This window comes from Stenotrophomonas sp., assembly GCF_036662295.1.
Classification (GTDB): domain Bacteria; phylum Pseudomonadota; class Gammaproteobacteria; order Xanthomonadales; family Xanthomonadaceae; genus Stenotrophomonas.
In genome coordinates, this window is the sequence record NZ_JAVWXA010000012.1 from 32,549 (window position 1) to 57,921 (window position 25,373).

Consider the following 25,373-nt stretch of genomic DNA (forward strand, 5'->3'; position numbering starts at 1 on the left):
GCGGGGGCGGTGGCCGACAACCGCCCGGGGGCGCCCCCCCCCCCCCCCTACCCCCCACCCAACCTGAACAGGCAAACTTGGTATGGATCTCAACTATCCGATAGACTAGGCGGGTCTGCAGCGGCCGTCCGTTTCCCTTCGGGATCGCCGGCGATATGGATCAACGATCCGTCGCCCGCCCCCACTCCGACGCCATTCGTCATGCATTCCAGTCTGCGCACCGCGCCGGCTGCACCCAATTCTCGCAGCGCGGTTCACGGGAACGCTCCGAGTCAGCCGATCTCTCCGATCTGCCTCGCGTCCGGCCATTCGGCCTGGCGTTACTTTGTCTTTGGAGCCTCCACCCGATGTCTTTTGAATCCCTGGGCCTTGCCCCGTTCCTGCTGCGCGCGTTGGCCGAGCAGGGCTATGAAAACCCCACCCCCATCCAGGAGCAGGCCATCCCGCTCGCCCTGGAAGGCCGCGACCTGCTCGCTGGCGCGCAGACCGGCACCGGCAAGACCGCTGCCTTCGGCCTGCCCCTGCTGCAGCACCTTGGCACCAACCCGCAGGCAGTCAACGGCCCGCGCAAGCCGCGCGCCCTGATCCTGGCCCCCACCCGCGAGCTGGCCACCCAGGTGCATGACAGCCTGCGCGGTTACAGCAAGTATCTGCGCATCCCCAGCGCATGCATTTACGGCGGCGTCGGCATGGGCAACCAGTTTGACGTCCTGCGCCGTGGCGTGGACCTGCTGGTGGCCTGCCCGGGCCGCCTGATCGACCACCTCGAGCGTCGCAGCGTGGACCTCTCCGGCATCGAGATCCTGGTGCTGGACGAAGCCGACCGCATGCTCGACATGGGCTTCCTGCCCTCGATCAAGAAGATCCTGGCCAAGCTGCCGCGCCAGAACCGCCAGACCCTGCTGTTCTCGGCCACCTTCGAAGAGAGCATCAAGCAGTTGGCGCTGGAGTTCATGCGCGATCCGGCGCAGATCCAGGTCACCCCGAAGAACACCGTCGCCGAGAGCATCACCCACTGCGTGCACCCGGTGGACGGCCCGCGCAAGCGCGACCTGCTGCTGCACCTGCTGGCGCAGGACAGCCGTGAGCAGACCCTGGTGTTCGGCCGCACCAAGCACGGCTGCGACAAGCTGGCCACGTTCCTGGAAAAGTCCGGCATCAAGACCGCGGCGATCCACGGCAACAAGAGCCAGGGCCAGCGCCTGCGTGCGTTGGGCGACTTCAAGGCCGGCCGGGTGACCGTGCTGGTGGCCACCGATATCGCCGCGCGCGGCATCGACATCAACGAACTGCCGAAGGTCATCAACTACGACCTGCCGATGGTGCCGGAAGATTACGTGCACCGCATCGGCCGTACCGGCCGTAACGGCTCCACCGGCCAGGCGATCTCGCTGGTGGCCCAGGACGAGGCCAAGCTGCTGCGCCAGATCGTGCGCCTGCTGAACACGGACATGGACATCCGCGACGTGCCCGGCTTCGAGCCGCAGACCCCGATCCGCTGGGGCAACAGCGCGCCGGGCAAGGCCGAAGTGCCCGGTGGCGATCGTTCGCCGCGCAAGCACGCGCGTCGTCCGCACAGCGAGGCCCCGAGCCGCGCCCATGCCGGCCCGAAGAAGACCGGCGGCGGCCAGCGTGACGGTGCCGGCCGCGGTGCGCCGCGTGGCGGCCAGCCGCAGGGCCAGCGTCGTGGCGGCGGTGGCCGTGGCCAGGGCGGCGGTGGCGCTCGCGCCAGCTGATCCGTTCGTGGACCGGTGAAAAGGAAAAAGGCGACGCATCTGCGTCGCCTTTTTCTTTCATGCGCTGGTAGCGGCAATCAGGGCGGAACGTCGCCGGCACGCTCGGCGATCGGGCGCACGTCGCGCACCAGCGTCAGCAGTGTCTTGCCCGGTTCCTCGATCATCACCTCGTGCGCGGACTGCTCGAACCAGACCAGTTGCTTGCGCGGTGCCTGCAGGGCCTGGAACCACGTCGCGCCCAGTGCCGAGGACACGTTGTGGTCATGCCGGCCAAGCAGCAGAAACACCGGCGTGCGCAGCTGGCGGACCGCGCCCATGTCCAGGGTCAGCACCTCCGACAGCAGGTACTGCGTCGAAAACTCATTGGCTTTCCACACCCCGGCCACGTCGGCCTCGGTGTACTCGGGTGACAGTGTGATGGCAGCGGCCTCGGCATCACCGCCCTTGCGGTTGTAGACCATGCCACCGTAGTGGTTGAGCCACTTGCGCTGCTTGAACAGGTCCGCGAGCGGCACCGGCGTGTGGCCCGATGCATATGGCGCCAACGCCAACAGCTCGGCCTCGGCCTCGGCATTGCCGTCCCGGCGGGCCTGCTCCAGCGTCCAGGCCCAGCCACGTCGCTCGCTTTCCGGCCCGTGGGTAATCTGCCCGATGCCGATATAGGCGTGCAGCCACTCCGGTCGCCGCTGCGCCAGTTCCAGGCCCAGGTAGCTGCCCCAGGAGTGCCCAAGGACGAAGATCCTGTCCTTGCCGAACTCGGTGCGCAGCCACGCCACCATCTCCTCGGCGTCGGCCACCATGCGCTGGCGGGTCATGGTCGGCGCGATGACCTTCGGGTCGTTGGCAAGGTAGGTCTTGCCCGCCCCGCGCTGGTCCCACTGCACCACCGTGAAGTATTCCTCCCATCCCCGCTGAAAATACCAGCTGGTGGGCATGGCCACCCAGCCCGGTCCGCCATGCAGCATCAGCAGCACCGGGTTGCGCCGGTCGTTGCCGCGGATGGAGACCCATTGGTCGATGCCGCCGATGCGGACTTTCTCAAGCCGCTCCACGCCCTTGTCGGCCACCACACGACGCATGTCCGCCACGATCCGGACCGCGTCGCCGCGACTGAACGAGCTGGATGCAGCACTGGCTGAGGCCGGCACGGCGATGACCGCCGCGACGGCGGCCAGTAGACAGGTAACCAAGGCATTCATCAACGCGCTCGAACCAGGGTGCACTGGGTGCCGAGTGTGCCATGCGCCCTGAGCGCCCACCACTCTGCTCCAGACAGTGCTCCCGGAGGAGTCGGTCGCGCGCGGACGACGTGGAGCCGACCAACGGTCGGCTCCACCGTCAGCTACGTTGTTTGGTCGGGTTGAGCTGGTTGCCGAAGAAGATCGCGTTCAACAGCAGGCGCTCGGTGCCGTGCCAGTACTTGCGGTGCGCCGGGTCGTCGGCGAACAGCACCACGTTGCCCTGCCCTTGCGCGGATACCAGCAGCCAGGCGGCACCGGCCACGCGGCGGCGGTTGGCGTCGGAGAGATAGCCGTTGACGCGCGGCTTTTCATCCACGCGCACCACGGTGGAGAACGGGTTGCGGCTGGGCTTGAAGCTGATGCCGTTTTCCTTGTTGACCGCCAGCTGCGTGCGCGGCAGGCCGAAGCCCAGCGGATGGCTGGTATCCACCTCGGCACTGAGGATGTTGCCGCTCACCCGCTCGATCGCGGCGATGTCGCGCTGGTCGCCGAAGGCACGGCGCGCGGCGGCCGGTTCCTTCTCGTCCTCGCCCAGCACTTCGTCGGCCAGCTTCTGTTCGATCGCCCAGCGCGCAGCGGTGCCGTAGGTCACCAGCGAACCGCCCGCGTTGATCCAGCGCTTCAACGCGACCACCGCAGCCGCGTCCACGCCGGTGTAGGTGCCGCCGGCGAGCACGATGGTGGTATAGCGGTCCAGCGACACCTTGCCCAGCTGCGCCGGATCGAGCTTGCTGGCCGGCAGTTGCACCTGCTGGTCGAGCACGAACCACGCCGAGCCGATCTCGGTAGCACTGACGCCCTCGCCCATCACCAGCGCCACGGCCGGCTTGCGCAGCGCCTTGACGCTGTCGCTGCCCAGGTCGATGCCGCTGCGGCTCTGGCCGCTGGCCAGCGCATGCACGCGCACCCCGGCGCCGCGCGCGGCCGCATCCACGGCCGTCAGCAACGCCTCGCCCGCCACCGGCTGGCCCGCCACCGGGATCACCACGCTGCCGCGGGCAAAGGACTGCTCGCCCTCCGCGGTGGCCGCGCTGAACGGCTGGAACGCGGCGCGGGTGAGCAGGCCGCGGACCTGCAGCGCATACAGCGCGCGGCTGGCGTTGTAGTCGCGCCAGTCCAGCACGTAGGCATAGCCGGCCTGGCCGCCGACCACGCCCGCCTGCACCGGGGCCGGGGCGGTGATCGCCGCACCGCCGGCGATGCGACCACGGCTGCCGGCGAATGCCACCCCGTAGGCCGGGGCGATCGCATAGGAGGTGCTGCCGTAGAACACGTCGCCCTTGATCGGCGGGGTCTCGGCGAAGATCGAATGCACCAGCCGGAACTGCGGCTGCGCGGTGGGTACCACGTAGGCGCTGCCCGGCTCGAAGCGCTGGCCGTCCACCGTCACCGGCGCGGCCAGAGCCTGCACGGTGATCCGGTGCTGGAGCAGCAGGTCCAGCAGCCGGGCGGTCAGCCCGGGATCATGCGCATCGCCGAACACGAACGCCTTCACCGGCTGCTGCCCGGCCTGCTTCAGCGCGGACTGGAAGAATGACTTCTGCAGCGTCAGCAATCCGTCGCGCTCGGTCACCGCGCCGCGGATCGTGCCCAACCCGGTCGCGACCTGGTTGCGGATGGTGAAGGGGAAGGTGAGCAGGCCATTGACCGATTCCTGCACGCGCCCGCGCGAACTGGCCTGCTCGACGGTGACGCCCACCGCGCCGTGGAAGTCGGGATAGGTGGAGCCATAGACCGGCGAGAAGTTGTCGAAGTTTTCCCCGGTGTAGTACAGCGAGCCCAGCGCATCCAGCGCCTGGGCGTGGTACCTGGCCAGGGTCTTGTTGAATGCGTAGGACGAGGCCGGCAGCAGCGGGCTGTGCATGCTGGCCGGCGACGGTTCGAAGTAGTAGGTACTGTCCTTGCCCATCTCGTGGAAGTCGATCTGGACGTTGGGATACCAGCGGTGGAAGAAAGCGATCTTCGGCCGCGTGTCCTGCTGGGTCAGGGCCAGCCAGTCGCGGTTGAGGTCGGTGAAGTAGTGGTTGGTGCGGCCTTGTGGGAACGGCTCGACGTGCTCCTTGTCGGCCGGATCGGCCGAGGCCGGCGAGGAGGCATAGGCGTTGTGCCAGCTGGCCGCGCGATCGCGCCCGTCCGGGTTCTGCGCCGGGTCCAGCAGCACCACCGCCTGCTCCAGCCATTGCCGGGTCTGCGCGCTGCGGCTGGCCACCAGGTAGTAGGCGGTGAGCAGGGCGGCCTCGCCGCTGGAGGTTTCATTGCCGTGCACGCTGTAGCCCAACCACACCACCACCGGGCTGTTGCCGGCGGCGGCCAGCGGCTGGGCCGGGTCGGCCAGGGTCACGTGCTGCCGGCGCAGGGTTTCCAGCTGCTGCTGGTTCTGCGCCGAGGTGATGGTGGCGATCAGCAGCGGGCGGCCTTCGTAGCTGCTGCCGATCTGCTCGACCTTGATCTGGTCCGAGTGCCGGGCCAGTTCGTTGAAGTAGGCCACCAGCTGGTCATGCCGCGTGTAGCGGCTGCCGATCTCGTAGCCGAAGAACTGCTGCGGGGTGGGAATGGACGGATCGAACTCGCCGCCCTGTGGAAAGAAGTACGCGCTCTGCGCGAACGCCGGCGCTGCCAGCAACCACAACGAACCCAGCAGCCAGGCGATGGGACGTGACACGACACGATGCAAGGACACAGCAATTCCCCAGGAAACGGGGGCCGGCAGCGACGCCGGCCCCGTTGGATGCGAAGGCGTCAGAAGCGGTAGTCGAAGCCGACGGTGAAGTAGCGGCCACGCAGGTCGTACTGGCTGAAGTCGTACGGGGCGCGGATACCCGGGAAGGACGCGTCGTACGGCGGCGCCTTGTCGGCCAGGTTCTGGATCTTGGCGTACAGGGTGAGCTTGTCCAGGCCGGTATAGCCCAGGTAGAGGTCGAACTGGCTGTACGCCTCCACGCGGTCCTGCACGGCGGTGGCCGCCGCGCTGGCCTTCTGGTCATAACCGCTGGTGTAGTACCAGGTGAGCGCGGTACGGAAGTCGGCGTAGCTCCAGTCCAGCGTGGTGGTGGCCTTGTTCCTGGGCAGGGTGGCGCCGAGGTTGCTGCCGGCATAGTCCACCAGCGGTCCACCGACCACGGTGGGGCGGCTGTAGTTGCGCACGTGGGTGAAGGCGCTGCCCAGGGCGAAGTCACCGGCACGCGCGGTGGGGAAGCGCTGGCGCAGTTCCACGTCGAAGCCGGAGGTCTTCAGCTCGCTCAGGTTCTGGTAGCGGTTGTACACCGCCAGCAGCTTGCCGCGCTCATCGCGCAGCACCGCGCCCGGCACATCGTCGGTGACCAGGGTCTGGGTGTTGTTGGTGCCCACCAGGTTTTCCAGCTCGATGCGGTAGTAGTCCACGCTCAGGCTGGTGTTCTCCCAGGGCGAGAGCACGATGCCGGCGTTGAAGCTCCGGGTGCGCTCGGGCTTGAGGTCGTTGTTGCCCACGGTGAAGAAGGTGGGGTTCTGGCGCGAGCCCGGCACGTCCGGATCGCGCGGATCGATCACGCTGCCGTAGGCGATGCTGGTGCTGTTGGAGTTCTCCGACAGCGAGGGCGCGCGGAAGCCCTTGGAGGCGGCCACGCGCACCAGCAGTGCATCCCACGGCTGCCAGCGCAGGCTCAGCTTGGGCGAGAAGGCATCGCCGAAATCGCTGTAGTGGTCGGCGCGCGCGGCCGCCTGCAACTCCAGCCGCTCGGCCAGCGGCACGTTCACTTCGGCGTAGGCGGCGGTGACCTTGCGCTCGCCGTGGACCTCGGCGATGGCCGGGCGGATCTGCAGGCCGGCATCGATCTGCCAGGGGTTGTTGGAATCGAGTTTCTCGCGGCGCCACTCGGCCCCGGCCGCAAAGCCAATCTCGCCGGCCCAGGTGTGGCCCAGCGCGCCGGAGATCTTCGCATCCACGCCCTGCAGCACCGACTCGGCCGGGCGCAGCGTGCTGATGTTGATCGCATTGAGCACCGCCGGCGAGGTGGCCGACGGGTTGAGCAGGTTGTAGCTGCCGCTGGCCAGCGCATCGGCCAGCGCGTAGCGGTTGGCGAAGCCGCCGGAGACGGTCTCGCGCTCGCTGCTGCGCGCGCCGAACGCGCCCACTTCCCAGTCCCAGTCCTGCAGGCTGCCGCGCAGCCCGACCAGGCCGCGGTAGGCCTGCGAGCGGTTGGTCTTGATGGTGGGGCCCAGGTTGAAGAAGGTGTACTCGATCGGCACCGCGCGCCCGTAGGGGTTGTACGGGCTGCTGGCCGGCAGGTTGGAGGACACCGGTTCGGCCAGGCCGGTATCGGCGTTGAGCGCGAAGCGGCCGCTCTCCAGGGTGAAGAACGGGCTGCTGCCGAACCAGGACACGCCCTTGATGTCGCTGTAGAGCACTTCGCCGAAGGCCTCCACGTTGTCGTTCACCCGGAAGGTGCCGTTGACGTAAGCCTGGTAGCGCTTGGTGGAGGGAATCAGGGTGGTGTACGGGGCCTGGTTGAAGCCGCAGGTGTTGCCGGCCAGGCCATCGATCGGCGCGCTGGCCACCAGCGTGGTGCCGGTGGGGCAGTTGCCGCCGGCATCGAGCATCGGCACCGAGGTGCCGTTGACCAGGTAGCGCGCGCCCTTGGCCGACCAGCCGTTCCAGCGTCCACCGGGCTTGTCGGTGTAGATGCCCGACCGGGTCAGGTCGCGCTGGTCCTGGTCCAGCCGCTCGCGGTTGTAGCCTTCCAGGCTGACCAGGATGTTGTAGCCGTCCGCGTCCAGGTCGCCGATGCCACCGACGAACTTCAGGGTCTGTTCGTCCAGCCCGCCCTGGTCGGCGGTGCCCAGGCTGCCGCCGAGTTCGGCGCCCTGGAAATTCTGCCGGGTGATGATGTTGACCACGCCGGCCACCGCATCCGAACCGTACACCGCCGAGGCGCCGTCCTTGAGCACTTCGATGCGCTCCACGGCCACCAGCGGCAGCGCGTTGAGGTTGACGAAGGTGTCCGACAGGCCGCCGGCGGGGAAGCCGTAGTTGGCCAGGCGGCGGCCATTGAGCAGCACCAGCGTGTTCTTCTGCGACAACCCGCGCAGGCCGATGCCGGCCGAGCCGGAGGCCCAGCCGTTGTTGGTGGTTTCGTTGTTGGCGTTGCCGGTGTTGGCCGAGATCGAGCGCAGCAGGTCGGCGACGGTGACCTTGCCCGATTCCTCAAGCTGCTGGCGGTCGATCACCTGCACCGGGTTGGCCGTCTCGGTGTCGGTGCGCTTGATGTTGGAGCCGGTGACACGCACGGCGGCGAGGGTCTTGCTGTCGCCGGCGGCGGCGGCATCGGGGGCGGCATCGGCGAGCGCGGGCAAAGGCGTAGCCAGAGCGGCGGCGAGCGCCGCTACAAGAAGGGTGTGCTTGGGCATGGACTTCAGTGGGGTGGTGGACGACAAGTTCCGCAGTAATCCATGCCTGGCGATGAACCGGCCAATAACATCTCTTCATACGGATATAAGAGAAGCTACCATCTCTTCATCCGGATGGATAGATTTGGTTTCGCCTGCAAGGGCTGCGTACTGCCACTCCGGCGCGGGCGGACCGCTACAATGCGCGCATGGAAATCTTCAAAGTCTTTACCCTCGAGGCGGCCCACCGCCTGCCCAACGTGCCGCCGGGCCACAAGTGCGCGCGCCTGCACGGCCACTCGTTCCGGGTGGAGCTGAAAGTGGAAGGCGAGCCGGGCGAGCACACCGGCTGGATCATGGACTTCGGCGACGTCAAGGCGGCGTTCCAGCCGATCTACGACCGCCTGGACCACCACTATCTGAACGACATTCCCGGCCTGGACAACCCGACCAGCGAGCGGCTGGCGATCTGGATCTGGAATGAGCTCAAGCCGGCGCTGCCCCAGCTGAGCGAAGTGACCGTGCACGAGACCTGCACCTCCGGTTGCCGCTACCGCGGCTGAGCCTGGGCGGCGCGATGATGCCGGTGAGAGGCGGACTGCGGCCGCCTCGCTGGGCGGTCATTTGAATCCAACCTGTTGATTGGGAACATTTTTCCTCTAAACCGGACCACAACTGGCAACAGGTTGTTGCAATGCAATATATTCGGCGTATGCTGCATTGCATCAAGTCACTTCCGCCGTCCTTCATCGACGCCCTGGTGAGTTGAGTCGAGCCAGCCAGGCCGCCCGTCGCGGGCGCCATCCGGCACGGTGACACCGACATCGAATTTGCGTGGGTCCCTCCCCCCACGCAATCCCAGACCCGACAGAACCCTCCCTCTGTCGGGTCTTTTTTTTGGTGCTTGGCCCATCTGCGGGGTAAGGCGTCGCTGAAGCGCGCGCGTGCATGCCTTGTCGCTTGGGGCGGGTACGCACCGAAAAATCCGGTAGTGCCGGCCGCTGGCCGGCATCCCGCAGCTACCTTTGTTCCCAACGACCACCGACCAACAGCGCGTGACGCGGCCGTTGATCTCCTCGCGGCCAGCAACAGACTGTTGGGGGTGGGGTGTGCGGGTTCGCGTTCGCAACGGTTGCGCCCATTTCAATACGGTCATCACATTACTGATCGCCGCTTGCTTGCGGGTAGACCACCCTATGGCTAGGCTTTGCGCAACACACCCGCCACGCCTCTGACGCGAGCTTTCGCGCCATGCTCAAATCGGCGGGTTTTTTTTGGCCGCGGTCAGGGGGCGGCGTCAGGATGACGCGTTATCTCAAGCAGGCACTTTCGATCCAGGCACAGTTGCAGCAGTTGCAAGGCAGGGGCTGCGCGTTGCCGATGCCGCTACTGCCGATCGATACCTGCAGCGGGTTGGCTACTACAGGCTGATGGGATACCTGTATCCCCTCCGCATGCCAGGGAGCGACCAGTTCGTGCCCGGCGCTACCTTCGCGTGGAGGCGCACCTCCACCAAGGCATGACCTCTCCCGCGCGCATTGCCGGACTGGGTGCAGCCGAGGGATGGCACAACCACGGCCTTTGGCGCGCCTGGAGAAGCCGGTGGGCGTTCCTCCGTTGCGTGTTCCTGTCAGCGCTGCGCCGCTGGCAAGGTGAACACGAACAGCGCGCCCTGGCGGCTCTCCAGCAGGCGGATCTGGCGATGGTGCAGCTGCAGGATGCGGTGCACGATCAACAACCCCAGCCCGCCGCTGTCCGGGCGCGCACTGCCCAGCGCCGGGGGCGTGGTGAACAGGCTGGCGCGGCGCTCAGGCGCGATGCCCGGGCCGGTGTCGGCGATGCTGACCTGCACCTCGCCCCCTTCAGCCCGCAGCACCACCTCGATGCGGCCGCCCTCGGGGGTATGGCGGATCGCGTTGTCGAGCAGGTTGGTCAGCACCCGCTCGATCAGCCCCAGATCGGCCACCACCGGCGGCAACCCGGCCGGGATGTCGGCACTGAGCGCCTGCCGGCGTGCCTGCGCGGCCAGTTCGAACTTCTGGAACACATCCTGGACCAGGTCCGGCAGCGAGAACGCCTGCAGTTCCAGCGTCACCCCGCCCTGCTCCAGCCGTGCCAGCTCGAACAGCGCCTGCGCCAGCGCGCCGACCTTGCGGCTCTGCGCCAGAGCAATGCCCAGGTAGCGCTGCCGTTCCTCGGCGGACAGGTGCTGGTCCTTGAGCGCGAGCGTTTCCAGGTAACCGTGCAGCGACGACAGCGGCGTGCGCAGGTCGTGGGAAATGTTGGCCACCAGCTCGCGGCGCTGCAGGTCCTGCTCGCGCAGCTGCTGCCATTGCTCGCCCAGGCGCTGGCCCATGTGCCCGAAACTGTGCTGCAGGATGGCCAGTTCGTCGCGCTCGCCACTGCGCAGCGGGGTCGGCGGCAGCGGCGTGCCGGCGCCGGCCGCGTCCACGTCGAAGGCCTGGATGCGGCGGGTCAGCTGGCGCAGCGGGCGGGTCACCCAGCGGAAGGCGACCACGCCGGCCAGCAGGCCCACCGTGGCCAGGATCGCCAGCGACCACAGCGTGGTGCGCAGGGTGGCGTTGGCCGCCACGTTGGCCGCCAGTGCCTCGCGTTGCTCGCCCACCAGCACCACGTAGATGTAGCCGGCCTGGCGCCCCTGCACCCACAGCGGGGCGGCGTTGAACACCTTGCGCGCGGTGGCGCTGCGCGGGTCATCGCCCAGGATCGGCAACGGCGCATCGCGCAGCAGCGCGTGGATCGGGGCCAGGTCCACGCGGTCGCGCTTGAGATGCCCATCGGGCGCGTCGTGGCCGAGGATGCGGCCCTGGTCGTCGAGCAGGTACACCTCCACGCTGGGGTTGACCTGCATCAGCTTGCCGAACAACGCACGCACCTCATTGCCGCGCATGCCGCGCGCGTCCATCAGCTCGCCGCTGCGCGCGATGTGCTCGGCCAGCCCGCGCGAGAGGCGCTGCACGGTCTCCTGTTCGTGCATGGCGGTGCTGCGCATCTGGATCCACATCAGCGCCCCGCAGCACACCAGCAGCAGGGCGCAGAACACCACCGACAGCCGCTGGGACAAGGTCAGGCGGATCATGCCGCGTCCCCCTCGGCGTCCACCAGCTTGTAGCCGCGCCCCCACACCGTCTGGATGCGCTGCGGTGCGGCGGGGTCGTGTTCGATCTTGTTGCGCAGCCGGTTGATGTGGGTATTGACGGTGTGTTCGTAGCCGTCGTGCTGGTAGCCCCAGACCTGGTTGAGCAGGTCCATGCGCGAATACACCTGGCCGGGGTGGCGAGCGAAGAAATACAGCAGGTCGAACTCGCGCGGGGTGAGCTCCAGCGCGCGGCCGTCCACCTGGGCGGTGCGCGCGACCGGGTCGATGCGCAGCCCGGCCACCTCGATCTCGCCGGCATCGATGCGCGCGTTCTGCGCCATGGCATCCACCCGGCGCAACAGGGCCTTGACCCGCGCCACCAGTTCCAGCATCGAGAACGGCTTGGCCAGGTAGTCGTCCGCGCCCAGCTCCAGGCCGAGGATGCGGTGCACTTCACTGGCCCGCGCGCTGGTGATGATGATCGGGGTGTAGCGCGCCATCGAGCGCGCGCGCTTGCAGATCTCCAGGCCGTCCACGCCGGGCAGCATGAGGTCCAGCACCAGCGCGTTCCACGGCTGCGCTTCGAGCAGGGCCAGGCCTTCGTCGCCGGTGGCGGCGTGGGTGACCTCGTAGCCCTCGTCGCGCAGGTGCATGCGCAGCAGGGTGGCGATGTGGGCGTCGTCTTCGACGATCAGGACACGCTTGGCGCTGCTCATCGGGGCGGGCGGGCCGATCAGGGGGAGGCGGCCATTGTCGGCCGATCCGGGCCGGGATGTGTCACGGAAAATTTAACCCTGCGTGAGGATTCGTTGACCGGCCCGGGCGCAGCATGGCCGCATCGTATCCAGACCCGGAGATCGGCCATGCGTTACACCCGTCGCAATGTGCTTGGCATGGGCGCCGTCAGCGCCGCCGCGGGGCTGTTCGGCTTGACCGCCTGCAGCGGCCCGGCCCCGGCCGCGCCGGCAGCCCCGGCCCGCCGGTTCGAGGTGATGCGCACCGACGCCCAGTGGCGCGAGCAGCTCAGCCCGGCGCAATACGCGGTGCTGCGCCGGCAGAGCACCGAGCGACCGTTCAGCAGCCCGCTCAACAAGGAGCACCGGCGCGGCACCTTCAACTGCGCCGGCTGCGCACTGCCCCTGTTTTCCTCCTCCACCAAGTTCGACAGCGGCACCGGCTGGCCCAGCTTCTGGGCGCCGCTGCACGATGCGGTGGCCGAGGACCGCGACACCACGCTCGGCATGATCCGCATCGAGGCCCACTGCCGCCGCTGCGGCGGCCACCTCGGCCACGTGTTCGACGATGGCCCCCGCCCCACCGGCCTGCGCTACTGCATGAACGGCGTGGCGATGACCTTCACCGCGGCCTGAGCGCCGCCTGTCCCTGCATCCTGGAAGGATCTGTCCATGTTCCTGCTTGTCCTGGCCTATCTTGGCGGCGTACTCACCATCCTCAGCCCGTGCATCCTGCCGGTGCTGCCCTTCGTTTTCGCCCGCTCGGACCGGCCGTTCCTGCGCAGCGGGCTGCCGCTGCTGGTGGGCATGACGCTGATGTTCGCGGTGGTGGCCAGCCTGGCCGCGGTCGGCAGCCAGTGGGTGGCGCAGGCCAACCAGGTGGGCCGCTGGATCGCGCTGGTGGTGATGGCGCTGTTCGCGCTCGCGCTGCTGTGGCCGTCGCTGGCCAACCGGCTGCTGTCGCCGTTCCAGCGGCTGGGCGCGCGGTTGAGCGCGTCGGCCGATGCGGCCAGCGACGCCGGCCGTGGCGGCGTGGGCACCTCGTTGTTGATCGGCATCGCCACCGGCCTGTTGTGGGCCCCCTGCGCCGGGCCGATCCTCGGGCTGATCCTCACCGGCGCGGCCCTCAACGGTGCCAGCGTGGGCACCACCGGGTTGCTGCTGGCCTATGCGCTGGGCGCGGCCACCTCGCTGGCGCTGGCCATCTGGATCGGTGGGCGGGTGTTTGCCGCCCTCAAGCAGCGGCTGGGCGTGGGCGAGTGGATCCGCCGTGCGCTGGGCGTGGCCGCCCTGCTGGCGGTGGTGGCGATCGGCATGGGCTGGGACACCGGCGTGCTGACCCGCCTGTCCACGGTGAGTACCGCCAAGCTGGAGCAGGGTCTGCTGGACGTACTACCCGGGCAGGCGGCACCGGCCGGCGGGGCGATGATGATGGCCGCCAACGTGCCGGCCGGCGCGCCGCTGCCGGTGGAGGGCACCCTGCCCTCGCTGGCCGGCGCCACCGACTGGCTCAACAGCCCGCCGCTCACCGCCGACGGCCTGCGCGGCAAGGTGGTGCTGGTCGATTTCTGGACCTACTCGTGCATCAACTGCCTGCGCGCCATGCCCTACGTGCGTGAGTGGGCCGAACGCTATCGCGACCACGGGCTGGTGGTGATCGGCGTGCACGCGCCGGAGTTCGCCTTCGAGCGCTCGCTCGGCAACGTGCAGCGCGCGGTGAAGGACCTGAAGGTGACCTACCCGGTGGCGATCGACAACGACTTCGCCATCTGGCGCGGCTTCAACAACCGCTACTGGCCGGCGCACTACTTCATCGATGCCCAGGGCCGCATCCGCGCGCACCACTTTGGCGAGGGCAACTACGCCCAGTCCGAGCAGATCATCCGCCAACTGCTGCGCGAGGCCGGCAACACGTTGCCCGACGAGCCGGCACCGGCGATGGCGATGGCCGCGGCCGCGCCGCGCGATGGCGTTGAACAGCAGGCGGACATGCGCAACCTGAAGTCGCCGGAGACCTACCTGGGCCACGCACGCGCACAGAGCTTCGCCTCGCCGGGTGGCCAGCAGGCCGGACACGCGGCCGATTACCGCGTGCCGGCCACGCTGGCCTTGAACCAGTGGGCGCTGGGCGGGCGCTGGACGGTGGGCGATGAAGATGCACGCCTGGACGCCGCCGGCGGCCGCATCGCCTTCCGCTTCCATGCCCGCGACCTGCACCTGGTGCTGGCCCCGGCCGTGGAAGGCAGGCCGGTGCGCTACCGCGTGCGGATCGACGGGCAGCCGCCGGGCGAGGCCGCCGGCGGCGATGTGTCGGCCGATGGCAGCGGCCAGGTCGGCGAGCACCGGTTGTATCAATTGATCCGCCAGCGCGGCGATGTGCGCGAACGCACCTTCGAGATCGAATTCCTCGATCCGGGCGTGCACGCCTACGCCTTTACCTTCGGTTGAGCCCGGGAGGCTTTCGATGAAGATCGCAATGGACAAACTGTTGGCCGGCGGCATCGCCGCGGCGATTGCGGCCCTGACCATCACCGCGGTGGTCAGCCTGGACAGGCCGGCGTTCGCGGCACCGGCGCCGGCGCAGGTGGCGCTACCGGCGCCGAGCGGCGCGGCCGACTTCAGGCAGCCGGGCACGCAACGGGCGCAGGTGGTGTTCGCCGGCGGGTGCTTCTGGGGCGTGCAGGGCGTGTTCCAGCACATCAACGGGGTAAGCAACGCGGTGTCCGGCTACATCGGCGGCAGCGGGCCCGACGCACGCTACGAGCGCGTGGGCAGCGGCGCGACCGGGCATGCCGAAGCGGTGCAGGTGACCTACGATCCGTCGCAGGTGAGTTACGGGCAGCTGATGCAGGTGTTCTTCTCGGTGGCGCACGATCCCACCCAGTTGAACCGCCAGGGGCCTGACCGTGGCACCCAGTACCGGTCGGCGGTGTATGCCGAGGATGCGGGCCAGCGCAGTGCCACCCAGGCCTACATCGCGCAGTTGCAGCGCGCCAAGGCATTCAACGGCCCGGTGGTGACGCAGGTGGACGGCGGCAAGCGCTTCTATCCGGCCGAGGGCTACCACCAGAACTACCTCACGCTGCATCCCGAATCGCTGTACATCCGCATCAACGACCTGCCCAAGGTGGAGGCGCTGAAGCGGCAATACCCGGCGCTGTATCGCGAGAAGCCGCGGCTGGTGGCGACGTTGTTGGCGCGGTAGCACTGGGGCGGATTCAAACCCCGCCACCTGGAAAAAAGCGCACGGCGAAACACCGCACCGCCGTGCGCGAGGGAAGTCCGGGGCGCGCAGCCGGTGGCCGGATTGCGCTGGCAGGGGGCCATGCTAGGCTGCACCCAGCAGCGGATACAGCGCCAGAAAGCGGCGATCCGCATGGTTACAGATTCCTGCGGACAGCCCCCATGGCAGCCAACCTCTACCAGTCCCTCGCCGATGAGATGGCCGATGCCATCCACAGCGGCCGCCTGCCCGTGGGCACCCGCCTGCCTTCGCTGCGCAGCCTCGCCGCGCAGCGCCAGCTCAGCCTCAACACCGTCATCGCCGCCTACCGCCAGCTTGAAGATGCCGGCCTGGTCGTGCCGCAACCCAAGGCCGGCTTCGTGGTGCGCCCGCGCCTGGCCGAACCCCGCCGCTCGCTGCGCCAGGCCCCCGCATTGGCCACCACCCAGGCCCAGTCGCTGATGATGGCGCGCGTGCTCGCCGCGCAGCAGCAACCGGGCATCGTCGACCTCGCCTTTGCCGGCCCGCGCGGCCGCCGCTTCTACCCCGGCGACAAGCTGGCGCGCAGCACCGCCCAGGTGCTGCGCCGGGCCGGCATGGTCGAAACCTACGCCCGCCCCAACGCCGCCACCCGCCTGCTGGAGCAGATCGTGCGGCGCGGCCCGCGGCTGGGCCTGCACACCAGCGTCGACCGCCTCGTGCTCACCCATGGCGCCATGGAGGCCCTGCAACTGGCCCTGCGCGCGGTCACCCGGCCCGGCGATGCCGTGGGGATCGAAGCACCGTCGTATTTCAACCTCTACCCGCTGCTGAGCAACCTCGGCCTGAAAGCGATCGAGCTGCCCACCGACCCGCGTCGCGGGCTGGACGTGGATGCGGTGGCCGCCCAGCTCGAGCAGGGCGCGCTGGCCGCCATCGTGGCGATGCCATCGGTGCACAACCCGCTCGGCTGCACCCTGCCGCTGGCCGACAAGCAGCGCCTGGCCAGGCTGGTCAACCACCATCGCATCCCGCTCATCGAAGATGCGGTGTATGCCGAACTGCAGTACCAGGAACCGCTGGCCCCGCTGCTCAAATCCTTCGACGAGGATGGCTGGGTGATGGTCTGCAGCAGTTTTTCCAAGACCCTCGCGCCGGATTACCGGATCGGCTGGCTCGACGGCGGGCGCTTCGCCGCGGACATCCAGCTGCTCAAGTTCCAGTCCACCGGTGCCGAGCCGCGCCTGCTTGGCGAGGCCGTGGGTGCCTTCCTGGAAGCAGGCAGCTACGAGCATCACCTGCGCCGCCTGCGCCGGCTCTACAGCGACCAGGTACGGCGCGTACGCAGCCTGATCGCCCAGCATTTCCCCACCGGCACCCTGGCCACCCAGCCCACCGGCGGCTTCCTGCTGTGGGTGGAGCTGCCCGCCGGCATCGACACCGGCGAGCTGTTCGAGCAGGCGCTCGCCCACGGCGTGGTGTTCATGCCGGGCCAGGTGTACTCGCGGGGCGCGCGTTACCGCCATTGCCTGCGGCTGTCGTGCTGCCAGGAACTGGACGCGCGCTACGTGGAGGCGATCACCACGCTGGGGCAGCTGGCCTGCGCCCTGCAGGCACCCTGAGCGGCGGTGGCCGCGCGGTCATGCCGCAGGGCCGCTGCGTCTACAGGTGCAGGCGCGCGGCCAGGCCGGCCGGATCGGCGCCCGGTGCGAACGGCAACCGCCCCAGGCAGGGCATCGCCAGCCGCGCGCGCAGCATGGCCATGTTGTCGTCGATGCGCGCCATCTGCGGGTCCACCTCGTTGCCGATCCAGCCGATGCAGGTGGCCCCGCTGGCCGCGATCGCCGCGGCGGTGAGCCGGGCATGGTTGAGGCAGCCCAGGCGCAGGCCCACCACCATCACCACCGGCAGCTGCAGTGCGTGCACCAGGTCGGCCTGGTCCAGCGTGGCCGACAGCGGTGCCAGCCAGCCGCCCACGCCTTCCACCACCACCGTATCGGCCTGCGCGCGCAACCGCGCGAACGCCGCCTCGATCGGGGCCAGCGCCAGCGTCACTCCGGCATCGGCGGCGGCCAGTTCAGGCGCCAGCGGCAGCGGCAGGGCATAGGGATTGAGGTCGGCGTAGGCCGGCACCGGCGCGCTGGCCGCGCGCAGCGCCAGCGCATCCTCGTTGCGCAGGCCCTCGGGCGTCCACTCGCAGCCGCTGGCCACCGGCTTCATGCCCACCGCGCGCCGGCCCTGCTGGCGCAGGGCGTGCAGCAGCACGGCGCTGCTGAACGTCTTGCCGATGCCGGTGTCGGTACCGGTCACGTACAGGGCGGGGAGCGACAGGGCGGTCATGGGCGGGGCCGTCGGGAAGGAGCGGTGCATTATCGACGGTCCCGGCGCGGCCCGCTGCTTGCTAGACTCGGCCCATGTTCGATACCTCCACGCTTACCGGCAGCAAGCCGGAACAGTACGGCCAGCTGCTGGCCCAGGCCCGCGCGCTGGTGCACGGCGAGCGCGACCGCATCGCCAACGCGGCCAACCTGTCGGCCCTGGTCTACCACGCGCTGCCGCACCTGAATTGGGTCGGTTTCTACTTCTACGATGGCACCGAACTGGTGGTCGGCCCGTTCCAGGGCCTGCCCGCCTGCGTGCGCATCCCGCTGGACAAGGGCGTGTGCGGTGCGGCCGCCAGCCAGCGCCAGACCCAGCGCATCGAGGACGTGGACGCCTTCCCCGGCCACATCGCCTGCGACTCGGCCTCGCGCTCGGAGCTGGTGGTGCCGCTGGTCAAGGGCGATACGCTGGTTGGCGTGTTCGACCTGGACAGCCCGTCGCTGGCACGCTTCGATGCCGAGGACCAGGCCGGGCTGGAAGCCATCGCCGCGGTGTTCGTGGAGGCGCTGGGATGAGCACCAAGCTGCGCAACATCGGTCCCAAGAGCGCGGCATGGCTGCGCCAGGTCGGTCTGCGCACGCCCGAGGAACTCACCGCGATCGGCGCGGTGGGGGCCTTCGTCAAGGTGCGCCGCGCCGGCTTCAAGCCCAGCCTCAACCTGCTCTACTCGCTGGAAGGGGCGCTGCAGGACTGCCACTGGCAGGAACTGCCCGAGGCCCGGCGCAGCGCGCTGGTGGCCGAGTACGAGGCGATCATCGCCGACAACCCGCTGAAGAAGGCGCCGCCGGCCTCCGGCCCGGTCTATGACCGCACCGCCGAACGCCGCGACGATGACGACAGCGACGATGCACCGCCATTGGAAATGGACGAAGAAAACGCCTGATCAGGGCTGCTGCAGTTCCAGCAGCTCGCCCCACAGGCGATCCTCCTCGCGCTCCACCCGCAATTGCAGGCGCGTGCCATGGTCGATGCGCAGTGCCCAGCACATGGCCATCGGCAGGTCGCACACCTGCGACAGCACCATCCGCAGCGGCCCCCCGTGGCTGACGATCAGCGTGGACGGCTCGGGCGCATCCAGCAGGCGATGCAGGCCGCGCACGATGCGCCGCTCGAAATGCCCCCAGCTCTCGCCATGCGGCGGCGGGTTGGCATGCGGGTCCAGGTGGAAGGCCGACAGCTGCTGCATCGGCAGCGTGTCCAGCGCCTGGCCGTCCCAGTCGCCGAAATCCAGCTCTTCCCACTCCGCATCGGCGATCACCGATACCCCGCGTGGTGCGGCCAGCGCGTCGGCGGTGGCAATCGCGCGCTGGCGCGGCGAGCTCAGCACGCGCTCCCAGCCCAATGCCGCGTAGCGTGCGCACAACGCGTCGCTGCTGCCCGGCTCGAGCGTGGGATCGCTGCGCCCGTCCAGGTAGCCATCACGACCGGTGCTGGCGTGGCGGATCAGGTCGAGGATCATGCCGGCACCGCGGCGATGGCGCGGGCGGGTTGGCCGGAAGGCAGCCACGGTTGGGTCATGGGACATCACATCGTAGAACGAGCGGCATTCTAACCGGTCGGCCGTGACCTCTCCGGCGACACCGCTGTGGCAGGCCGCCCTTTGCTCTACACTGCGCGCACTTTCAGGTGACCTGCGGCGCATGCCGGCAGGTTGAAACGGGAAGCCGGTGACGCAGCAGACCCCTTGCCTGCCACTCCGGCGCTGCCCCCGCAACGGTAAGCGTGGAAACACCCGGCATTACGCCACTGTGCCTTGCGCATGGGAAGGCGCCGGGTGCGAAGGGCCTGCGCCCTCGACACGCCAGCCCGGAGACCGGCCTGGAAGACGACTGGTTGCGATGCGGTGGGCATGGCGGCGGCAGGCGGCGCCGTGCGCGCGCGCCCACCGTCCCCTGGCTTGCGGCAGCGCGATCATCCCCCCCTTTGCCGCGCGGGCGTGCGCGGTGCATGGAGTCATCGATGAAGCTGCAAACCCGTGTTCTTTCCCTGGCCATCCTGTCCGCGTTGCCGCTGGTGGCCATCGCCCAGGACGACCCCACCGCGCTGGACCCGATGCTGGTCACCGCCACGCGCACTCCGATTGCCCTGCAGGACAGCATTTCGCCGGCGCAGGTGATCGACCGCGCCGAGATCGAGCGCAGCCAGGCAGCCTCGCTGCAGGACCTGCTGCGCGGCCGCGCCGGCATCAACCTCAACAACAGCGGCGGCCTGGGCAAGCAGAGCTCGCTGTTCCTGCGTGGCACCAACTCGGCCCACACGCTGGTGCTGGTGGACGGGGTGCGCATCAACACCGGCGACCTGGGCCTGGCGATGATCCAGGACCTGCCGCTGGCGCAGATCGAGCGCATTGAAATCGTGCGTGGCCCGCAGTCCAGCCTGTACGGCGCCGATGCGATCGGTGGCGTGATCCAGATCTTCACCCGCCGCAACGGCGGCAGCTTCGCCCCGCACCTGCAGATGGGCGGCGGCAGCAACGGCCTGCGCGAGGCCAGCGGCGGCTTCGGTGGCAGCGGCGAGCGCGGCTGGTTCGGCACCGATATCGCCTACCAGCATACCGACGGCATCAACGCCTGCCGCGGCGATGCGGCCACCTTCGCCGGCTGCGGCGCCGACGAGCCCGACCGCGATGGCTACCGCAACCTGTCCATGAGCCTGCGCGGCGGCTACGCGCTGAGCGACGCCCTGAGCGTGGAAGGCACCGCGCTGCGTGCCAAGGGCGAGAACCACTACGACGGCTACTACAACTACAGCGAGACGCTGCAGCAGGTGCTGGGCGGCAAGGTGCGCTACACCCCGTCCGAACGCTTCAACCTGAGCGTCAATGTGGGCCGTGCCGACAACGAGTCGGAAAACTACAACGGCAGCACCTGGCTGGGTGCGGCGCAGACCCACCGCGACAGTGCCTCGGCACAGGCCGATATCGGCATCGCCGAGGGCCAGCTGCTGAGTGCCGGCGTGGACTGGAGCCAGGACAACCTGGACGGCAGCAGCGCCGGCTACCTGGTGGACAGCCGCGACAACACCGGCGTGTTCGTGCAGTACCAGGGGCGCTTCGGCGCGCACCACCTGCAGGCCAGCGTGCGCAACGACGACAACGAGCAGTTCGGCAACCACACCACCGGCAGCCTGGGCTGGGGTTTGGCGCTGGGCCGCGGGTTCCGGCTCAACGCCAGCTACGGCACCGCGTTCAAGGCACCCACCTTCAGTGATCTGTACGACCCGTGGAGTGGCGTGCCGGGGCTGGACCCGGAGAAATCAAAAAGCGCCAACGTCGGCATCGCCCAGCAGGGCGACGGCTGGCGCTGGGGCCTGGATGTGTACGAAACGCGCATCGATGACCTGATCACCTACGACGCCACCACCTTCATGATGTCGCAGGTGGAAAAGGCGCGCATCCGCGGCGCTGAACTGACCGGTGCGATCACGCTGGCCGGGTTCGAGGTGAACGCCCAGCTCAGCCACACCGACCCGCGCAACCGCACCGCCGGCAGCGCGCAGTTCGACAACTGGCTGGCGCGCCGCGCACAGGACACCGCACGCCTGGATATCGACCGCCGCATCGGTGGCTTCCGCGTTGGCGTGACCGCCAACGGGGCCGGCAAGCGCTACGACGACGCCGCCAACAGCGTGCGCCTGGCCGGATACGGCACGCTGGACCTGCGCCTGGAATATGCGATCAGCCGCGACTGGTCGGTGCTCGGCCGGGTGAGCAACGTGTTCGACCGCGATTACGAAACGGTGGCCTGGTACAACCAGCCCGGCCGCGAGTATCGCCTGAGCGTGCGCTACCAGCCGCAGTAACGGCCGACGATCGGTCGGCACGGCAGCGACGCGTGCCGACCGCGATCATGGCGCCACGACCAACGGTCGTGGCCTGCCTGTGCCGACGGCATCGGGTGGGGACCGCCACGCACGGCACCGTCAACGCGCTAGAGCGCCAGCAACGCGCGCAGATCATCCACCACGGCCACCGCGTCCACGTTGTCCAGGTCCAGCCCGCGCGGGTAGCCATAGCGCACCAGCGCCACCGGCATGCCGGCATCGAGGGCGGCGCGGTAGTCGGTAATCGAATCGCCCACCATCAACGCCGCCGCCGGCGCCACGCCAAACTGCGCGGCGATATGCCGCAACGGCGCACCACTGGGCTTGCGCTCGGGCAGCGAATCCCCGCCCAGCACCAGCGCGAACCTGTCCTGCAGCCCGAAGTGCTGCAGCAGCGGGGCCACCAGCGCAGACGGTTTGTTGGTGCAGATCGCCAGCGTCACCGCGCGTTCGCGCAAGGCGGCCAATGTATCGGGCACGCCATCGAACAGGCGTGGGCTGCGCAGCAGACAGGCCTGGTAGTGCTGCATGAAACCGGGCATCACCCGGTCCAGGTCGATGGCGCTCCCGGCCGCATCGAACGCCTGCTCCACCAACCGGCGCACGCCGTCGCCAATCCAGGTCAGCACCGTGCGCTCCGGCACGCGTGGCAGCGCCCAGTCTTCCAGCGTGCGGTTGAGCGCTTCGGCAATATCGGCCGCGCTGTCCACCAACGTGCCATCCAGATCGAACACCACCAACGGATACGGGTAGGACAAGACGGCACTCGCTTCAACAACAGGGGGGCGTCCATTGTACGGCCGCGCCACAGCGCCCCCGCCCACGCGGCAGGAACGCCACTGTTCACAGCAGCGCGCGAAACTGCGGGCTGCTGAAACGCTCCACCAGGAAATCCAGGAAGCTGCGCATGATCGTCGGCAACTGCCGGCGCGAGGCGTACACGGCATGAATGCCCAGCGCTTCCACCTCGTAATCCGGCAGTACCGCCACCAGCTCGCCACTGCGCAGCAGCGGCGCGATCTGGTACGTGGGCAGCATGGCGATGCCGGCGCCGGCGCGCACCGCTTCCAGCAGCAACGAAGCTTCATTGGCGCTGATGTTGCCGCCCACCGCCACCGCGATCCTGCGCCCCTCGCGTTGCAGATGCCACACGCTCTTGCCGACATAGTGGTGGGTCAGGCAGTTGTGCGCGGCCAGGGCGTCGGCGCTGGTCGGTGTACCGCGCTCGGCCAGGTAGGCAGGCGCCGCACACAACACCGAGCGGCACGGCGCCAGCGGCCGCGCGATCAGGCTCGGGTCGATCGCGCGCGAGATGCGCACGGCGATATCCACCCGCTCTTCGACCAGGTTGACCACCCGATCCACCAGCAGCAGCTCCACGCGCGTGAGCGGATGTCGCTTGACGAACGCGGCCACCGCCGCGGCCAGGTGGATCTGCCCGAAGGAGACACTCGCGGTGACCCGCAGCAGCCCATGCGGCTCGGGGTTGTCGGTGGCCAGCTCGCCGCGCAGTTCCTCGCCGATGGCCAGCATCTGGCGAAAGCGCAGCAGCGCCGCCTCGCCGGGTCCGGTCAGGCCGATCCGGCGCGTGGTCCGGTGCAGCAACCGCGCGCCCAGCCAGCGCTCCACCTCGGCCAGGTAGCGGGTGACCATCGCCCGCGACATGTCCAGCGCCTCGGCCGCGGCGGTCAGGCTGCCGCGCTCGACCACCTCCACGAACACGTTCATCGCCGTCACCCGGTCCATCTGATCGATCCACGCAACAAATTAGCCCGTTATACGCGGTTTTTCGTTCGATTCCATGCGCCTACGCTGGCCTCCCTACCCCAACGGATGTGCCTCCATGAAAATCGCCCTCGTCGGTGCCACCGGCAACATCGGCCGTGAAATCGCTCGCCAGGCCCTCGCCCGCGGCCATCAGGTCACCGCCATCGTGCGCCGTGAAACCGATCTGCCGGCCGAGCTGGACGGTGCCCGCCTGGCCGTGGCGGCGCTGGACGACACCGATGCCCTGGCGGCGGTGATCGCCGGCCATGACGTGCTGGCCAGCGCCTTCGGCCCGCGCCCGGGGGATGACCCCGCCACCGTGACCACCACCAGCGCCGCACTGGTCGCCGCGGCGCGCCAGGCCGGCGTACCGCGCTTCATCATGGTCGGCGGCGCCGGCAGCCTGGAAGTGGCCCCGGGCGTGCAGCTGGTGGACACCGAGGGCTTCCCGGACGCCTACAAGCCGGTCGCCCTGGCCGCGCGCGAAACGCTGAAGCAGCTGCAGGCCGTGGACGACCTGGACTGGACCTTCTACTCGCCCGCCGCCGAGATCGGCCCCGGCCCACAGCGCGGCGGTTTCCGCAGCCAGGCCAAGGCCTTCCTGGTCGGCGCCGACGGTCACAGCCGGATCAGCTACCCCGACTATGCCGACGCCTTCGTCAGTGAGATCGAGCAGCCGCAGTACGTGCGGCAGATCGCCACGGTCGCGTACTGACCCGACGCCGATCCGGATGCAGCCGACCAACGGTCGGCTCTACCGGCCCCGGCGCGATGCCGGGGCCGCCCTGGACAGGAACTTTTTCCATGCCGAACCTTTCCCGCACGACCCTGGCCCTGGCGTTGACGCTCGGCGCCGCCTTCGCCGTGGGCGCACCGGCGATCAGCCACGCCGCGGCGGCCACCGCCAACGCCCACGCGCTGCAGGTGCAGCCCTACCACCCCGGCGACACCGCGCTGTTTTCCGTCGCGTCCACCCTGGTGACCGGCCGCCACGACGCCATCCTGGTCGACGCCCAGTTCGCCGCCACCGATGCCGCCCGGCTCGTGCAGCGCATCCGCGCCTCCGGCAAGCGCCTGACCACGATCTACATCAGCCACGGCGACCCGGACTATTACTTCGGCCTGGCCACCCTGCAGGACGCCTTCCCCGACGCGCGCATCGTCGCCACCGCCCAGACCGTGGCCCACATCACCGCCACCCACGCCGACAAACTCGCGTACTGGGGGCCCCGGATGGGCGCCGATAAACCCAGCCGCATCGTCATCCCCGAGGTGCTCCCCGGCGACACCCTCACCCTCGACGGCCAGCCGCTACGCATCCTCGGCCTGGATGGCCCCACCCCCGACCGCACCGTCGTCTGGATCCCCAGCCTGCGCACCCTCGTCGGCGGCATCCCCGTCGTCGCCGGCGAACACGTCTGGATCGCCGACACCCGGACCGCCCGCTCCCACGCCGACTGGCTCACCACCCTGGCCAGCCTCAAGGCCCTCAACCCCGCCCGCGTCATCCCCGGCCACTACGCGCCTGGCGCCGGCCTGGATGCCAGCGCCCTGGACTTCACGGCTGCCTACATCCGCGCCTTCGATGAAGAAACAGCCCGCGCCGACACCGCCGCCGACCTCATCGCCGCCATGAAGAAACGCTACCCCACCCTGCTGGGCGTGGGCTCCCTGGACATCAGTGCAAAGGTCGCGAAGGGCGAAATGCAGTGGCCATGATCGCGCGCCACGCAGCAGGGAACGGGATGTGACGCACCAGGAAAAGAGGGTTCTTCGCCCACTTGCGGGGTTCTGTCGTCGCGGCGTGTGAAGCCTTGCGAGTGACGGCTCTGTCGCACGGGATGGGGGTGTGCGGGAGATCAACGGCCGCGTCACGTGCTGTTGGTCGGTGGTCGTTGGGAACAACGGTGGCTGTGGGAAGCCGGCCAGCGGCCGGCACTACCGGCTTTTTCTGTGCGCACCGGCCAACCGTCCAAGGGCGGGTACGGGTGGGGGTGCGGGACCGTCATACGCCATGGATGGCGT

20 protein-coding genes and 1 riboswitch are annotated in these 25,373 nt (G+C 69.2%); of the genes, 11 read left to right on the forward strand and 9 right to left on the reverse strand.

Features of this window, described 5'->3' with window-relative positions:
- Window positions 1-347 precede the first annotated feature (347 nt).
- Window positions 348-1,736, forward strand: a complete 1,389-nt coding sequence (locus RSA25_RS04075; RefSeq protein WP_332807635.1) for a DEAD/DEAH box helicase — start codon at window positions 348-350, stop codon at window positions 1,734-1,736.
- 77 nt (window positions 1,737-1,813) lie between these two features.
- Here the strand turns inward: RSA25_RS04075 and RSA25_RS04080 are convergent, their stop codons facing one another.
- From RSA25_RS04080 to RSA25_RS04090, 3 genes are all read right to left on the reverse strand, one after another.
- A complete protein-coding gene (locus RSA25_RS04080; protein ID WP_332807636.1) occupies window positions 1,814-2,935 on the reverse strand; it encodes an alpha/beta hydrolase in 1,122 nt (373 codons plus the stop codon).
- Between the two features lie 139 nt (window positions 2,936-3,074).
- The gene (locus tag RSA25_RS04085) at window positions 3,075-5,639 is read right to left on the reverse strand and encodes a M14 family zinc carboxypeptidase (RefSeq protein WP_332807637.1); all 2,565 of its coding nucleotides are present in this window, start codon (window positions 5,637-5,639) and stop codon (window positions 3,075-3,077) included.
- Between the two features lie 77 nt (window positions 5,640-5,716).
- Complete coding sequence (locus RSA25_RS04090; protein WP_332807655.1) at window positions 5,717-8,362, reverse strand: TonB-dependent receptor; 2,646 nt, start codon at window positions 8,360-8,362, stop codon at window positions 5,717-5,719.
- A 188-nt stretch (window positions 8,363-8,550) separates the two neighbouring features.
- On the opposite strand from RSA25_RS04090, the gene queD reads away from it, so the two are divergent.
- Window positions 8,551-8,904 carry a 6-carboxytetrahydropterin synthase QueD gene (gene queD, locus RSA25_RS04095; RefSeq protein WP_332807638.1) on the forward strand — a complete coding sequence of 118 codons (354 nt, stop codon included), beginning with the start codon at window positions 8,551-8,553 and terminating at the stop codon, window positions 8,902-8,904.
- 1,067 nt (window positions 8,905-9,971) lie between these two features.
- Here the strand turns inward: queD and RSA25_RS04100 are convergent.
- The gene (locus RSA25_RS04100) at window positions 9,972-11,441 is read right to left on the reverse strand and encodes a HAMP domain-containing sensor histidine kinase (protein ID WP_332807639.1); all 1,470 of its coding nucleotides are present in this window, start codon (window positions 11,439-11,441) and stop codon (window positions 9,972-9,974) included.
- Window positions 11,438-12,157 (reverse strand): response regulator transcription factor, encoded by a 720-nt coding sequence (locus RSA25_RS04105; RefSeq protein WP_332807640.1) that lies wholly within the window; start codon window positions 12,155-12,157, stop codon window positions 11,438-11,440. Before RSA25_RS04105 ends, RSA25_RS04100 begins: the two co-directional genes overlap by 4 nt.
- A gap of 147 nt (window positions 12,158-12,304) precedes the next feature.
- Here RSA25_RS04105 and msrB point away from each other — a divergent pair, with 147 nt between their 5' ends.
- The 4 genes from msrB to RSA25_RS04125 all read left to right on the forward strand — a co-directional run bounded on the left by msrB (window position 12,305) and on the right by RSA25_RS04125 (window position 16,999).
- Window positions 12,305-12,811 (forward strand): peptide-methionine (R)-S-oxide reductase MsrB, encoded by a 507-nt coding sequence (msrB, locus tag RSA25_RS04110; protein ID WP_332807641.1) that lies wholly within the window; start codon window positions 12,305-12,307, stop codon window positions 12,809-12,811.
- Window positions 12,812-12,847: 36 nt separating this feature from the next.
- Window positions 12,848-14,623, forward strand: coding sequence for a cytochrome c biogenesis protein DipZ (locus tag RSA25_RS04115; protein WP_332807642.1), 1,776 nt, complete (start codon window positions 12,848-12,850; stop codon window positions 14,621-14,623).
- 16 nt (window positions 14,624-14,639) lie between these two features.
- Window positions 14,640-15,380, forward strand: coding sequence for a peptide-methionine (S)-S-oxide reductase MsrA (gene msrA / locus RSA25_RS04120; RefSeq protein WP_332807643.1), 741 nt, complete (start codon window positions 14,640-14,642; stop codon window positions 15,378-15,380).
- 200 nt (window positions 15,381-15,580) lie between these two features.
- The gene (locus RSA25_RS04125) at window positions 15,581-16,999 is read left to right on the forward strand and encodes a PLP-dependent aminotransferase family protein (RefSeq protein WP_332807644.1); all 1,419 of its coding nucleotides are present in this window, start codon (window positions 15,581-15,583) and stop codon (window positions 16,997-16,999) included.
- A 40-nt stretch (window positions 17,000-17,039) separates the two neighbouring features.
- On the opposite strand, the gene bioD is transcribed toward RSA25_RS04125, so the two are convergent.
- Complete coding sequence (gene bioD / locus RSA25_RS04130) at window positions 17,040-17,708, reverse strand: dethiobiotin synthase (protein WP_332807656.1); 669 nt, start codon at window positions 17,706-17,708, stop codon at window positions 17,040-17,042.
- Between the two features lie 83 nt (window positions 17,709-17,791).
- Here bioD and RSA25_RS04135 point away from each other — a divergent pair, with 83 nt between their 5' ends.
- Window positions 17,792-18,274: a GAF domain-containing protein gene (locus RSA25_RS04135; protein ID WP_332807645.1), complete on the forward strand. Its 483-nt coding sequence runs from the start codon at window positions 17,792-17,794 to the stop codon at window positions 18,272-18,274.
- Window positions 18,271-18,642: a TfoX/Sxy family protein gene (locus RSA25_RS04140; protein ID WP_332807646.1), complete on the forward strand. Its 372-nt coding sequence runs from the start codon at window positions 18,271-18,273 to the stop codon at window positions 18,640-18,642. Before RSA25_RS04135 ends, RSA25_RS04140 begins: the two co-directional genes overlap by 4 nt.
- Here the strand turns inward: RSA25_RS04140 and RSA25_RS04145 are convergent, their stop codons facing one another.
- Window positions 18,643-19,284 (reverse strand): histidine phosphatase family protein, encoded by a 642-nt coding sequence (locus tag RSA25_RS04145; protein WP_332807647.1) that lies wholly within the window; start codon window positions 19,282-19,284, stop codon window positions 18,643-18,645.
- 82 nt (window positions 19,285-19,366) lie between these two features.
- A riboswitch (cobalamin riboswitch) is annotated at window positions 19,367-19,596 on the forward strand.
- Window positions 19,597-19,718: 122 nt separating this feature from the next.
- On the opposite strand from RSA25_RS04145, the gene btuB reads away from it, so the two are divergent.
- On the forward strand, window positions 19,719-21,560 hold the full coding sequence (btuB, locus tag RSA25_RS04150; RefSeq protein ID WP_332807648.1) for a TonB-dependent vitamin B12 receptor: 1,842 nt from the start codon (window positions 19,719-19,721) through the stop codon (window positions 21,558-21,560).
- A 128-nt stretch (window positions 21,561-21,688) separates the two neighbouring features.
- On the opposite strand, the gene gph is transcribed toward btuB, so the two are convergent.
- On the reverse strand, window positions 21,689-22,339 hold the full coding sequence (gph, locus tag RSA25_RS04155) for a phosphoglycolate phosphatase (protein ID WP_332807649.1): 651 nt from the start codon (window positions 22,337-22,339) through the stop codon (window positions 21,689-21,691).
- A gap of 85 nt (window positions 22,340-22,424) precedes the next feature.
- Window positions 22,425-23,327, reverse strand: coding sequence for a LysR family transcriptional regulator (locus RSA25_RS04160; protein ID WP_332807650.1), 903 nt, complete (start codon window positions 23,325-23,327; stop codon window positions 22,425-22,427).
- Between the two features lie 97 nt (window positions 23,328-23,424).
- On the opposite strand from RSA25_RS04160, the gene RSA25_RS04165 reads away from it, so the two are divergent.
- Window positions 23,425-24,063, forward strand: a complete 639-nt coding sequence (locus RSA25_RS04165; RefSeq protein WP_332807651.1) for an NAD(P)H-binding protein — start codon at window positions 23,425-23,427, stop codon at window positions 24,061-24,063.
- A gap of 89 nt (window positions 24,064-24,152) precedes the next feature.
- Window positions 24,153-25,067 carry an MBL fold metallo-hydrolase gene (locus RSA25_RS04170; RefSeq protein WP_332807652.1) on the forward strand — a complete coding sequence of 305 codons (915 nt, stop codon included), beginning with the start codon at window positions 24,153-24,155 and terminating at the stop codon, window positions 25,065-25,067.
- The last annotated feature ends 306 nt before the right edge of the window (window positions 25,068-25,373 follow it).